The sequence below is a fragment of the Streptomyces sp. NPDC007905 genome, assembly GCF_042959345.1.
Lineage (GTDB): Bacteria > Actinomycetota > Actinomycetes > Streptomycetales > Streptomycetaceae > Streptomyces.
In genome coordinates this window covers 108,872-120,537 of sequence record NZ_JBIBKS010000011.1, presented here as the reverse complement: position 1 = coordinate 120,537, position 11,666 = coordinate 108,872, and the positions used below count along the sequence as shown (strand labels likewise).

The window sequence follows — 11,666 nt, the reverse complement described above, 5'->3', positions numbered from 1 at the left end:
CGGGGGATGGCCGGAGCGCGCCATCCTAGAGCCGGAACGGACCACCTGACCAGCGGTTTCCCAGACGAATACGGCATGCCGGGCCCAATTCGTGGGGTCGCGTCTACGGCATTGTCGGTGCCGTGGTGTGCAATGGATCTCGTGCCCGCACTGGAAGAACCACTGAGACAACCACTGAAGTCAGTGCTCGGCCCCGCCACCGCGAAGGTGATGGCCGAGCACCTCGGCCTGCGCACCGTGGGCGACCTCCTGCACCACTACCCGCGCAGATACGAGGAGCGCGGACAGCTCACCCACCTCGCCGACCTCCCCATGGACGAGCACGTCACGGTGGTCGCCCAGGTCGCAGACGCCCGCCTGCACACCTTCGCCTCGTCCAAGGCGCCCCGAGGCAAGGGCCAGCGCCTCGAGGTCACGATCACCGACGGCAGTGGCCGCCTCCAACTGGTCTTCTTCGGCAACGGCGTTCACAAGCCCCACAAGGAGCTGTTGCCGGGCACGCGCGCGATGTTCGCCGGCAAGGTCTCCGTCTTCAACCGCCGCCTCCAACTCGCCCATCCTGCCTATGAGTTGCTACAGGGTGACAGTGAGGAAACCGTCGAGACCTGGGCCGGTGCCCTGATCCCCCTTTACCCCGCCACCGCCAAGCTGGAGTCCTGGAAGATCGGCAAGGCCGTCCAGACGGTGCTGCCCAGCGCGCAGGATGCCCTCGACCCGCTGCCGCCCTCCCTCCGGGAGGGCCGGGGCCTGGTCACCCTCCCCGAGGCCCTGCTCAAGATCCACCGCCCGCACACCAAGGCCGACATCGCCGACGCCCGCGCCCGCCTCAAGTGGGACGAGGCCTTCGTCCTCCAGGTGGCCCTGGCCCGCCGCCGGTACGCCGACGCCCAACTCCCGGCCGCGCCGCGGAAGCCCAAGCCGGACGGCCTCCTCACGGCCTTCGACGACCGCCTGCCCTTCACCCTCACCGGGGGCCAGCAGAAGGTCTCCAGGGAGATCTTCGACGATCTCGCCACCGACCATCCGATGCACCGGCTGCTGCAGGGCGAGGTGGGCTCGGGCAAGACCCTGGTGGCGCTGCGCGCCATGCTCGCCGTGGTCGACGCCGGCGGCCAGGCCGCCATGCTGGCGCCCACCGAGGTCCTCGCCCAGCAGCACCACCGCTCGGTGACCGAGATGATGGGCGAGCTGGCCGAGGGCGGGCTGCTGGGCGGCGCCGAGCACGCCACCAAAGTCGTGCTGCTCACCGGGTCCATGGGGGCCGCCGCCCGCCGCCAGGCCCTGCTGGACCTGGTCACCGGCGAGGCCGGCATCGTCATCGGCACCCACGCCCTGATCGAGGACAAGGTGCAGTTCCACGACCTCGGCCTGGTCGTGGTCGACGAACAGCACCGCTTCGGCGTCGAGCAGCGCGACGCCCTGCGCGGGAAGGGCAAGCAGCCCCCGCACCTGCTGGTCATGACGGCCACCCCCATTCCCCGCACGGTTGCGATGACCGTCTTCGGCGACCTGGAGACCTCGGTTCTGGACCAGCTCCCGGCCGGCCGCTCCCCGATCGCCACCCACGTGGTCCCGGCCGCCGACAAGCCGCACTTCCTGGCCCGCGCCTGGGAGCGGGTGCGCGAGGAGGTCGGGAACGGCCACCAGGCCTACGTCGTCTGCCCCCGCATCGGGGACGAGGAGGACGACCCCAAGAAGGCGGGCGGGAAGAAGACCCCGGAGGACGAGGCCGAGAAGCGCCCCCCGCTCGCGGTCCTCGACGTGGCCGACCACCTGGCCAAGGGCCCCCTCCAGGGCCTTGAGGTCGAGGTCCTCCACGGCCGTATGCACCCCGACGACAAGGACGCGGTGATGCGCCGCTTCGCGGCCGGCGAGACGGACGTCCTGGTCGCCACGACGGTCATCGAGGTCGGCGTCAACGTCCCCAACGCCACCGCCATGGTGATCATGGATGCCGACCGCTTCGGCGTCTCCCAGCTCCACCAGCTCCGCGGCCGCGTCGGCCGGGGCTCGGCCCCCGGCCTCTGCCTCCTGGTCACCGAGATGCCCGAGGCCAGCGCGGCCCGCCAGCGCCTGAACGCGGTGGCCTCCACCCTCGACGGCTTCGAACTCTCCCGCATCGACCTCGAACAGCGCCGTGAGGGCGACGTCCTCGGCCAGGCCCAGTCCGGCGCCCGCTCCAGCCTCCGGGTGCTGGCGGTCATCGAGGACGAGGAGGTCATCGCGGAGGCCAGGCAGGAGGCGGCGGCGATCGTGGCGGCCGATCCGGAGCTACAGCACCTGCCCGGCCTGCGCACGGCGCTCGACGCCCTGGTGGACGAGGAGAGGGAGCAGTACCTGGACAAGGGCTGAAGGTGATTCCCCAAGGACGCGGGGCCGGCGCGGGGCTGTGTCGACACGCGGCTCCGCCGCCGGGGCGCGACCAGTCACGACGAGCCCGCTCCCGCCGGAAGCGACCGGGCACCGACCCCCTCGGGCCTGCCAAACTGACTCATAAAGCCGCCCACGACGAAGGACCCCCACATGACCCGCGTGATCGCCGGCCGGGCCGGCGGACGCCGCCTGTCGGTGCCCCCCGGCACCGGAACCCGGCCCACGTCCGACCGCGCACGCGAGGGCCTCTTCTCCACCTGGCAGTCCCTCCTCGGCGGCCCGCTGGACGGCGAACGGGTCCTCGACCTCTACGCCGGCTCCGGAGCCGTGGGCCTGGAGGCCCTGTCCCGGGGCGCAAGCCACACCTTGCTGGTCGAGGCCGACGCCCGCGCGGCGAGGATCGTCCGGGAGAACGTGAAGAACCTCGGCCTGCCCGGCGCCGAGGTGAGAGCGGGCAAAGCGGAACAGATCATCAGAACGCCACCCCCCGCCGAGCCGTACGACCTCGTCTTCCTGGATCCCCCGTACGCCGTCGAAGACGACGATCTTCGGGAGATCCTGCTCACACTCCGCACGGAGGGGTGGCTCACGGAGGAAGCCCTCGTCACCGTGGAGCGCAGCACCAGAGGTGGCGAATTCCGATGGCCCGACGGCTTCGAGGCGATCCGGGCCCGTCGTTACGGCGAGGGAACGTTTTGGTACGGTCGCGCCGCCTCTACGTGCGAAGACGCACGATGACCGGACCGGAGAGCGAGGGATCACAAGTGCGCCGCGCCGTCTGTCCCGGGTCGTTCGACCCGATCACCAATGGACACCTCGACATCATTGCCCGCGCCTCCCGCCTGTACGACGAGGTCTATGTCGCGGTGATGATCAACCAGTCCAAGAAGGGCCTGTTCGAGATCGAGGAGCGGATCGCGCTGATCCGCGAGGTCACCGCCGAGTACGCCAACGTCCGGGTCGAGGCCTTCCACGGCCTCCTCGTCGACTTCTGCAAGCAGCGCGACATCCCCGCCATCGTCAAGGGCCTGCGCGCGGTCAGCGACTTCGACTACGAACTCCAGATGGCCCAGATGAACATCGGGCTCACGGGGGTCGAGACGCTGTTCGTGCCGACGAACCCGACCTACAGCTTCCTGTCCTCCTCGCTCGTCAAGGAGGTCGCGGCCTGGGGCGGCGACGTCTCCCACCTGGTGCCGCCCCCCGTCCTCGCGGCCCTCAACAAGCGGCTGCGCAAGGACTGAACGGGCTACAGTCGTCCCGTCCGTCTCCAACACAGCTGTAGAGAGTGGCGAGCACAGGTGGACGTCCAGAAGAAGCTCGACGAGATCGTCTCCACGGTCTCCAGCGCCCGGTCCATGCCCATGTCGGCCTCGTGCGTGGTCAACCGCGCCGAGCTGCTCGCGATGCTCGAAGAGGTGCGCCAGGCCCTGCCCGGCTCCCTGGCGCAGGCGCAGGAGCTGATCGGCGACCGGGAACAGATGGTCGAGCAGGCTCGTCTGGAGGCGGAGCGGATCATCGAGAACGCTCACGCCGAGCGCGGTTCGCTGATCTCCGACACCGAGATCGCCCGCCGCTCCCAGGCCGAGGCCGACCGGATCCTCGCCGAGGCCCGCAAGGAGGCCGAGGAGGTCCGCGCCGAGGCCGACGACTACGTCGACTCCAAGCTCGCCAACTTCGAGGTCGTCCTCACCAAGACCCTCGGCTCGGTCGGCCGCGGCCGCGAGAAGCTGCTCGGCACCGGGCCCGGCCTGGACGAGAACGGCTACGAGGACGAGGACGCTCCCGAGCGCAGCCAGGACCCGGCGACCCTGCGCCACAACGCCGACTCCTACGTCGACGCCAAGCTGGGCGCCTTCGAGGCGGTCCTCGCCAAGACCCTGGAGGCCGTGGGCCGCGGCCGGCAGAAACTGCACGGCCGGATCGCCACCGACGACCTCGGCGCCCTCGCCGACGACACCACGACCTTCCAGCACTCCAGCGACGCGGACTACCTCGCCGACCTCGCGGCCCTCACGGACACCCCGGCCGAGCGCCCGGCGCAGGCGCAGCAGTCCGAGCCGGCGCAGCCGTCGTACGAGCCGCAGCCGGCCTACGGCTACCAGCAGCAGCCCGACCCGTACGCGGGCTACCCGCAGCAGCCCGACTACGCCCAGCAGGACCCGTACGGCTACCAGCAGGCCGACCCCTACAGCTACCAGGGCTACGACCCCCAGCAGGCCGCCTACGACCAGCAGCAGGCCCAGCACCAGCAGGCCCAGCAGGGTTACGCTCTCGACGAGACCAGCCTCTTCGACACGGGCATGATCAGCGCGGAGCAGTTGCGCGCGTACGAACAGGGCCGCGGCCTGTAGCCCACGCACCGGATTGGGACCTGAGCGAAAGGTCCAGTATCCTGGCTCTTCGGTCGCGCCTACGTCCGCGATCACCGCTGCCCGGGAACCCCGACGGGCGGCGTCCCTCCGAGTTCGAAGATCGAAAGCAGGAATGGCTTCCAACGCCCGCCTCGACCACCGCAACCCCCTCGTGTTCGACACGCACGAGCTGGGTCGGCGTCCTGGCGCGCTGCAGCGCCTGACCCGCACGATCGACGCCCCCAGGGACCTCGGTATCCAGGGAGTCATCGGAGTGCCGGAAGGCGCCCCGGTGGAGCTCGAACTCCGGCTCGAGTCGGTCATGGAAGGGGTGCTCGTCACAGGCACCGCCCGTGCACAGGCCGAGGGGGAGTGCGTAAGGTGTCTGGAGCCGCTCGAGCTGGAGCTCGAAGCGGACTTCCAGGAACTGTTCTCGTACCCTGACGCCGACGACCGGGGCCGCGTGATCGCGGAACCGGGCGACGACGCCGAGGACGACGAGGACAGGTTCTACCTCGAGGACGGCCTGTTCGACCTCGAACCTCTGCTGCGCGATGCGGTGGTGCTCGCACTGCCGATGCAGCCGGTGTGCCAGGAAGACTGCCCGGGCCTGTGCTCCGAGTGCGGAGTGCGGCTCGCGGACGACCCGGACCACCACCACGACGCCGTCGACATCCGTTGGGCGGCTTTGCAGGGACTCGCCGGTTCACTCGAAGACGGCGAGAAGGACGAGATGAGCGGCGACGTGCCTCGATCAGCACACGTCGACGAGAAGCAGGAGAAGTAGCCGTGGCTGTTCCGAAGCGGAAGATGTCGCGCAGCAACACGCGCCACCGCCGGTCGCAGTGGAAGGCTGCGGTCCCCACCCTGGTTGCGTGCGAGCGCTGCCACGAGCCCAAGCAGCAGCACATCGCGTGCCCGTCTTGTGGCACCTACAACAAGCGCCAGGTCCTCGAAGTCTGAGCGGGCCGGTGAGAGGCACTGTGTCCAGTCCCAAGAAGGCGGAAGACGCCAAGGCGGACGCACCCGCCAAGAAGAAGGCGGACAACACGGCCTCGTCCCACACGCTTCTGGAAGGGCGGCTCGGCTACCAGCTCGAGCCCGCCCTTCTGGTGCGTGCGCTGACCCACCGTTCCTACGCCTACGAGAACGGCGGTCTGCCGACGAACGAGCGGCTGGAGTTCCTCGGGGACTCCGTGCTCGGTCTCGTCGTCACGGACACGCTGTACCGCACCCACCCCGACCTGCCCGAGGGCCAGCTGGCCAAGCTGCGGGCCGCGGTGGTCAACTCGCGGGCGCTGGCGGAAGTGGGCCGCGGCCTCGACCTGGGCGCCTTCATCCGGCTCGGCCGTGGTGAAGAGGGCACGGGCGGCCGGGACAAGGCGTCCATCCTTGCCGACACCCTCGAAGCGGTGATCGGCGCGGTCTATCTCGACCAGGGCCTCGACGCGGCCTCCGAACTGGTGCACCGCCTGTTCGATCCGCTGATCGAGAAGTCCTCGAGCCTCGGAGCCGGCCTGGACTGGAAGACCAGTCTCCAGGAGCTGACCGCGATCGAGGGGCTCGGCGTGCCCGAGTACCTGGTCACGGAGACCGGACCCGACCACGAGAAGATCTTCACTGCTGCCGCCCGCGTCGGGGGCGTCTCGTACGGCACCGGCACTGGCCGCAGCAAGAAGGAGGCGGAGCAGCAGGCCGCCGAGTCCGCCTGGCGGTCCATCCGGGCCGCTGCGGACGAGCGCGCCAAGGCGGCCGACGAGGCCGTCAGGGACGACACGTCGTCCGCGTCCGCCTGAGCGAAGCACCACCCGAGCGCCCGCCCGGAGCCTGTACTCCGGACGGGCGCTCGGTTCGTCCCACCGGTCCGTACGGGGGTTGTCGATGCCCGAGTTGCCCGAGGTCGAGGTCGTCCGGCGCGGTCTGGAGCGGTGGGTCGCCCACCGCACCGTCGCCGACGTCGACGTGCTGCACCCGCGTGCCGTGCGCCGGCACGTCGCGGGCGCCGACGACTTCGCGCACCGCCTCAAGGGCCACCACGTCGGCAGGCCCAGCCGGCGCGGCAAGTACCTGTGGCTGCCGCTGGAGGAGACGAACCAGTCGGTCCTCGCCCACCTCGGCATGAGTGGCCAGCTGCTGGTGCAGCCGCACGAGGCGCCGGACGAGAAGCATCTGCGCATCCGGGTCCGGTTCGCCGACGGTCTGGGCACCGAGCTGCGCTTCGTGGACCAGCGCACCTTCGGTGGTCTGTCGCTGCACGACAACACCCCCGAGGGCCTGCCCGACGTCATCGCGCACATCGCCCGCGACCCGCTCGACCCCCTGTTCGACGACGAGGACTTCCATCTGGCCCTGCGCCGCAAGCGGACCACCATCAAGCGGGCCCTGCTGGACCAGTCGCTGATCAGCGGGGTCGGCAACATCTACGCGGACGAGGCCCTGTGGCGTGCCCGCATCCACTACGAGCGCCCGACGGCGAACTTCACCCGGCCGGTCACCGCCGGGCTCCTCGGCCACGTCCGGGACGTGATGAACGCGGCCCTCGCCGTCGGCGGTACCAGCTTCGACAGCCTGTACGTCAACGTCAACGGCGAGTCGGGCTACTTCGACCGGTCGCTGGACGCGTACGGCCGCGAAGGCCTGCCGTGCAAACGGTGCGGAACCCCCATACGACGCCGCTCCTGGATGAACCGATCCAGCTACTTCTGCCCGAAGTGTCAGAGGCCGCCGCGCGTCTCGTCGTAACGGGCGCGGGCGGCGAGGACGTCGTCCATCGAGCCCTCCACACAGTGGATGAGGGCGAGCAGCCGATCGGCGACCTCGCGGCCGAGCGGGGTCAGCTCATAGTCCACGCGGGGCGGGTTGGTCGGCTGTGCCTCGCGGTGCACCAGACCGTCGCGCTCCAGCGCCTGCAGGGTCTGGGACAGCATCTTCTCGCTCACCCCGTCGACGCGGCGGCGCAGCTCGTTGAAGCGCAGCGAGCCCTCGTACAGCGCGCCGAGCGTCAGTCCGCCCCAGCGGCCCGTGACGTGCTCCAGCGTGTGGCGCGACGGGCAGGTCTTGGCGAACACGTTGTACGCGAGGTCGTCCTGCTCCTGGGTGATGCCGGTCATGGAGCAAGCGTACGCGAGCGCAGCGCTAACCGGCAGGTTGCACTAACCACAAGTTAGTGCTTTCCTTTGGTCACTGACTTTGAGCTGCCCGCTCGGGCCGTTACCGCGCATTCAAGGAGCACCATCGTGACCACCCCTGTCGTGTCCATCGCCTACCACTCCGGTTACGGCCACACCGCCGTGCTCGCCGAGGCCGTCCGCGCCGGTGCCGTCGAGGCCGGTGCCGAGGTGCACCTGATCAAGGTCGACGAGATCACCGACGAGCAGTGGGAGACGCTCGACCGCTCCGACGCGATCGTCTTCGGCTCGCCCACCTACATGGGCACCGCGTCCGGCGCGTTCCACGTCTTCGCCGAGGCGTCCTCCAAGCGCTGGTTCGGGCAGGACTGGAAGGACAAGCTGGCGGCCGGTTTCACCAACTCCGGTTCCAAGAGCGGCGACAAGCTGCACACGCTGCAGTTCTTCCAGATCCTCGCCGGCCAGCACGGCATGCACTGGGTCAACCTCGGCCTGCACCCCGGCTGGAACAACACCGAGGGCTCCGAGCACGACCTCAACCGCCTCGGCGTCTTCGCGGGCGCGGCCGCCCAGACCAACGTGGACGAGGGCCCGGAGGCCGTCCACAAGGCCGACATAGCGACTGCCGAGCACCTGGGGCGCCGGGTGACGGACACGGCGCGACTGTTCGCCCGCGGGCGCGCGGCCGCGTGACGGGCTCAGTGGCCGACGAGGTGCGTCAATAACGGAAGCCGACCCGAAGCGGCCCCAGGGACAGCTCCCTGGGGCCGCGCGCATTCCCGCGTCCTATGCGACGTGAAACTGTTTCGCTCTGCCTCGGCGCTGCGGGACGCGGGGCCGTGGAGCCGGTCGCCGTGCGGATTCTCTCGAATGGCCTACCGGGACTCGGGGGCGCACGATGGTCATGACAGGAGGGCGCAATGTCTCGTGAGCTGACTTCCGCTGATCGTCGGACGAAATCAATCGAGGTCGAGAGATGACCACAGCACACACCACACAGGCCCGGAAGATGCAGTGGGCCGGCGGACTGACGCTGTTCGCCGCTGTCATGCTGTTGGTCGCCGGAGTGATCGACATCTTCCGCGGCATCATGGGGATCGCCCAGGACAACGTGTTCCTCGTGACGAACGGCTACGTCTTCCAGTTCGACCTGACCGGCTGGGGCTGGGTCACCCTGATTCTCGGTGCCGTCGCCGTGGTGGTGGGCATGGGGCTGTTCCAGACGGCGAAGTGGGCGCGGATCTCCGGCATCGTCATCGCCGGACTGATCATCATCGCCAACTTCCTCTCCCTGCCGTACTCCCCCGTGTGGTCCACCCTGATGATCGCGTTCTCGGGGGTCGTCATCTGGGCCCTGTGCGTGGCGCAGCCCGAAGGCGCCATCCCGCTCCAGGACACACCGCCCTCCGAGGTCTGACGCCACGGCGATGGCCCGGACCGACGCCACGGCGATGGCCCGGACCCGCCGCACGAGGGCGTCCGGCCCGCTGACCTGCGGTGGTCTCAATAACCGAAGTCCTGCGTCCACCAGGGGCCGCCGGAGCCGAAGTGCACGCCGACTCCCAGGGTCTGGAAGTCGCAGTTCAGTATGTTGGCGCGGTGGCCGGGGCTGTTCATCCAGGCCGCCATCACGGCCGCGGCGTCGGCCTGGCCGCGGGCTATGTTCTCACCGCCGAGGTCGGCTATGCCCGCCTTCGCGGCCCGGTCCCACGGGGTGGCCCCGTCCGGGTCGGTGTGGTCGAAGAAGTCCCGTGCGGCCATGTCGCCGCTGAAGGTCTTGGCCAGCTCGGTCAGCGAGGAGTTCGCCGACAGCGCGCTGCACCCGACCTTCTGCCGCTCCTCGTTGACGAGCTTCAGCACCTCCGCCTCGGCGGCGGCCTCCCGCGACACCGTCACGGGCGAGGAGGTCGCCGCCGGCGCCTTGGGCGCCGTGCGCGACGGCGGGGTCTTCGGCCTGGCGGCCGTGGCGGCCGGCGCCGGCTTCTTCGTCGGCTTCTTCGACGGCGTCCTCGTCGGGGTGGGAGCGGGGGAGGCAGAGGGGGCCGTGGTCGGCGTGGTCGAGTGCCGGGTGCCGCCGCTCGTGGACGAGCCACCGGCCGGGGTGTCCGCGCTGCCCGAGGTGCCGCCCTGCTCGGTGGCCGTGTTGCTCGGGGAGGCCGCGGCCTGCACCTGGTCGCCGCCGGTGGTGTGCGTGGCGCCGCCGAGCTGGTAGTTCTGCAGGCCGGGCACCACACCCGTGGCCACGGCGGCCGTGCCGAGGGCGACGGCGGCGGAGACCCCGAGCAGACCCGTGCGCACCGGCCTCGCGGGCTTTTTCCTGCGCCGGTGGTCACGCGAGGAGCCATCGGCGGGGGCGAAGCCGCCCCAGTCGGAGCCGGCCGGCGACTGCATGTCCTCGACGGCGTACAGGTAGGCCGTGCTCCTGGCGTTGGCCTCGGCGTACGCCTCCGGGTTCAGATACGGCGCGATGCCCCTGGGGGCGCGGCCACCCGCGTACGAGTCCTGCGGGTTCTCGCCGCCCGTGACCGAGTGGAACGTGTGCGTGACCTCCGTGGCGCGGCCCTTGGCGGCGCGGCCGGCGGCGGAGCGTCGGTGGCGTCCCATGTCCTTGCCCTCTTCCTCGTCTCGCGGTCGACCCGGTCCCCTGGTGGCGGTGACTCCTTCTGGCCAACCCAACTCACTCGATCGAGTGAGTTTCATATGAGATTCATTGGGTCCGGACGGTACCCCATGCCGCAGAGGGAGGAAGCGTTCCGAGCGACATCGGCCGGTTAGGTTGCAGCCATGAGCGAGGATGTTCGACTGGTCGCCTGGGTGCGGGGACGCGTCCAAGGTGTGGGTTTCCGCTGGTTCACGCGGGCCAAGGCGCTGGAGATCGGCGGCCTGAGTGGTTTTGCTCTCAATTTGGGGGACGGCCGCGTCCAGGTCGTCGTGGAGGGGGCGCGCGACGGCTGCGAGGGACTCCTGGACTGGCTCCAGGGCGGCGACACGCCCGGGCGGGTAGACGGTGTCACCGAGATCTGGGACACACCCCGCGGCGGCTACGACGGCTTTGCCATCCGCTGAACCGATTCTGTAAAGCCCCGCAGGCCGGCCGCCCGCCAGTTGCCCGGGGCACATGCCTGACGCAGAAATGAGCTGGTGGTTGCCAAGGAGAGCGCGGCGTGGCAGGCTCCGCAGGTACAGCTGATCGTCACGCCCTGAGGGCCCCGCAGGAGCCGCAGCGCCGCCGCTCGCCGGCTGCGCGCGCCGCGTTTGCCCCCCAATGCAGGGCGTGATCGTGTTGACCGTCAAACTTTTTGGTGAGACGCTGAAAGCCCCGCGCACCTTAGCTGTTTGGCATGTAAGAACGGCAGAGCAACACTCGAGTGTGTCAAGCACCGCGGGTGCGAATCCCTCACGACCCGCACCGCATCGGTCGGTCACTCAGTGTGGAGGACCATCCATCATGGCAAAGGCGCTTCTCGGTTACGTCGGCGGCTCCGACCCGCGACTCCTCGCCGAGATGCGACGGCTGCAGCAGCGCGTACAGGACCTGGAATCCGAGCTCGTACGGATCCAGGCGGAGAACGAGGCGCTGTCGGCTGCCGCTTCTCACGACAGGATCATGGAGAGCATCGACGCACACCAGGCGGAGCCTGCGCTCACCTGATCGCTGCATCGCTGCACGACAGCACACGCAGTGGTTGGGCCGCCCGTATCAACCGCACAGTGTCAGGCAACTGCAACCCGGTTGCCAGAGTTGCAAGGGACGCTTCGGCGTCCCTTCTTTCTTTCCCCCGCATCCTTTCACTGTCTTAACGTCTGGTGT

14 protein-coding genes are annotated in these 11,666 nt (G+C 69.8%); 12 read left to right on the top strand and 2 right to left on the bottom strand.

The window, feature by feature from the left end; translation table 11 throughout:
• Positions 1 to 132: 132 nt before the first annotated feature.
• The 8 genes from recG to mutM all read left to right on the top strand — a co-directional run bounded on the left by recG (position 133) and on the right by mutM (position 7,469).
• Entirely contained in the window at positions 133 to 2,352 is a 2,220-nt protein-coding gene (gene recG, locus ACFZDC_RS20940) for an ATP-dependent DNA helicase RecG (RefSeq protein ID WP_391325842.1), read from the top strand.
• Between the two features lie 141 nt (positions 2,353 to 2,493).
• Entirely contained in the window at positions 2,494 to 3,111 is a 618-nt protein-coding gene (gene rsmD / locus ACFZDC_RS20935; protein ID WP_391326091.1) for a 16S rRNA (guanine(966)-N(2))-methyltransferase RsmD, read from the top strand.
• Between the two features lie 26 nt (positions 3,112 to 3,137).
• Positions 3,138 to 3,617, top strand: coding sequence for a pantetheine-phosphate adenylyltransferase (gene coaD, locus ACFZDC_RS20930; protein ID WP_391326089.1), 480 nt, complete (start codon positions 3,138 to 3,140; stop codon positions 3,615 to 3,617).
• Between the two features lie 57 nt (positions 3,618 to 3,674).
• The gene (locus ACFZDC_RS20925; protein WP_391325840.1) at positions 3,675 to 4,727 is read left to right on the top strand and encodes a cell division initiation protein; all 1,053 of its coding nucleotides are present in this window, start codon (positions 3,675 to 3,677) and stop codon (positions 4,725 to 4,727) included.
• A gap of 133 nt (positions 4,728 to 4,860) precedes the next feature.
• Entirely contained in the window at positions 4,861 to 5,514 is a 654-nt protein-coding gene (locus tag ACFZDC_RS20920; protein ID WP_391325838.1) for a YceD family protein, read from the top strand.
• Between the two features lie 2 nt (positions 5,515 to 5,516).
• Positions 5,517 to 5,690: a 50S ribosomal protein L32 gene (rpmF, locus tag ACFZDC_RS20915; RefSeq protein ID WP_003951102.1), complete on the top strand. Its 174-nt coding sequence runs from the start codon at positions 5,517 to 5,519 to the stop codon at positions 5,688 to 5,690.
• An 8-nt stretch (positions 5,691 to 5,698) separates the two neighbouring features.
• Positions 5,699 to 6,523, top strand: a complete 825-nt coding sequence (gene rnc / locus ACFZDC_RS20910; protein ID WP_391325836.1) for a ribonuclease III — start codon at positions 5,699 to 5,701, stop codon at positions 6,521 to 6,523.
• Positions 6,524 to 6,608: 85 nt separating this feature from the next.
• The gene (mutM, locus tag ACFZDC_RS20905) at positions 6,609 to 7,469 is read left to right on the top strand and encodes a bifunctional DNA-formamidopyrimidine glycosylase/DNA-(apurinic or apyrimidinic site) lyase (RefSeq protein WP_391325834.1); all 861 of its coding nucleotides are present in this window, start codon (positions 6,609 to 6,611) and stop codon (positions 7,467 to 7,469) included.
• Here mutM and ACFZDC_RS20900 read toward each other — a convergent pair.
• A complete protein-coding gene (locus ACFZDC_RS20900; RefSeq protein ID WP_391325832.1) occupies positions 7,442 to 7,837 on the bottom strand; it encodes a winged helix-turn-helix transcriptional regulator in 396 nt (131 codons plus the stop codon). The two genes, mutM and ACFZDC_RS20900, sit on opposite strands and share 28 nt — an antisense overlap.
• 126 nt (positions 7,838 to 7,963) lie before the next feature.
• Between ACFZDC_RS20900 and ACFZDC_RS20895 the strand changes: the two genes are divergently transcribed.
• Together ACFZDC_RS20895 and ACFZDC_RS20890 are read left to right on the top strand one after the other, a co-directional pair.
• Positions 7,964 to 8,548: an NAD(P)H-dependent oxidoreductase gene (locus tag ACFZDC_RS20895; RefSeq protein WP_391325831.1), complete on the top strand. Its 585-nt coding sequence runs from the start codon at positions 7,964 to 7,966 to the stop codon at positions 8,546 to 8,548.
• A gap of 283 nt (positions 8,549 to 8,831) precedes the next feature.
• On the top strand, positions 8,832 to 9,272 hold the full coding sequence (locus ACFZDC_RS20890) for a hypothetical protein (RefSeq protein WP_391325829.1): 441 nt from the start codon (positions 8,832 to 8,834) through the stop codon (positions 9,270 to 9,272).
• An 86-nt stretch (positions 9,273 to 9,358) separates the two neighbouring features.
• Here ACFZDC_RS20890 and ACFZDC_RS20885 read toward each other — a convergent pair whose 3' ends face one another.
• Positions 9,359 to 10,459 carry a CAP domain-containing protein gene (locus ACFZDC_RS20885; RefSeq protein ID WP_391325827.1) on the bottom strand — a complete coding sequence of 367 codons (1,101 nt, stop codon included), beginning with the start codon at positions 10,457 to 10,459 and terminating at the stop codon, positions 9,359 to 9,361.
• A gap of 180 nt (positions 10,460 to 10,639) precedes the next feature.
• Between ACFZDC_RS20885 and ACFZDC_RS20880 the strand changes: the two genes are divergently transcribed.
• Positions 10,640 to 10,921 (top strand): acylphosphatase, encoded by a 282-nt coding sequence (locus tag ACFZDC_RS20880; protein ID WP_391325825.1) that lies wholly within the window; start codon positions 10,640 to 10,642, stop codon positions 10,919 to 10,921.
• A 382-nt stretch (positions 10,922 to 11,303) separates the two neighbouring features.
• Complete coding sequence (locus ACFZDC_RS20875; protein WP_391325823.1) at positions 11,304 to 11,507, top strand: hypothetical protein; 204 nt, start codon at positions 11,304 to 11,306, stop codon at positions 11,505 to 11,507.
• Positions 11,508 to 11,666 lie beyond the last annotated feature (159 nt).

Bases quoted from the DNA above. Each gene is read 5' to 3' on its own strand.
- recG (WP_391325842.1), top strand. From the start codon at position 133: ATGGATCTCGTGCCCGCACTGGAAGAACCACTGAGACAACCACTGAAG.
- ACFZDC_RS20920 (WP_391325838.1), top strand. From the start codon at position 4,861: ATGGCTTCCAACGCCCGCCTCGACCACCGCAACCCCCTCGTGTTCGAC.
- mutM (WP_391325834.1), top strand. From the start codon at position 6,609: ATGCCCGAGTTGCCCGAGGTCGAGGTCGTCCGGCGCGGTCTGGAGCGG.
- ACFZDC_RS20900 (WP_391325832.1), bottom strand. From the start codon at position 7,837: ATGACCGGCATCACCCAGGAGCAGGACGACCTCGCGTACAACGTGTTC.
- ACFZDC_RS20890 (WP_391325829.1), top strand. From the start codon at position 8,832: ATGACCACAGCACACACCACACAGGCCCGGAAGATGCAGTGGGCCGGC.
- ACFZDC_RS20885 (WP_391325827.1), bottom strand. From the start codon at position 10,459: ATGGGACGCCACCGACGCTCCGCCGCCGGCCGCGCCGCCAAGGGCCGC.
- ACFZDC_RS20880 (WP_391325825.1), top strand. From the start codon at position 10,640: ATGAGCGAGGATGTTCGACTGGTCGCCTGGGTGCGGGGACGCGTCCAA.
- ACFZDC_RS20875 (WP_391325823.1), top strand. From the start codon at position 11,304: ATGGCAAAGGCGCTTCTCGGTTACGTCGGCGGCTCCGACCCGCGACTC.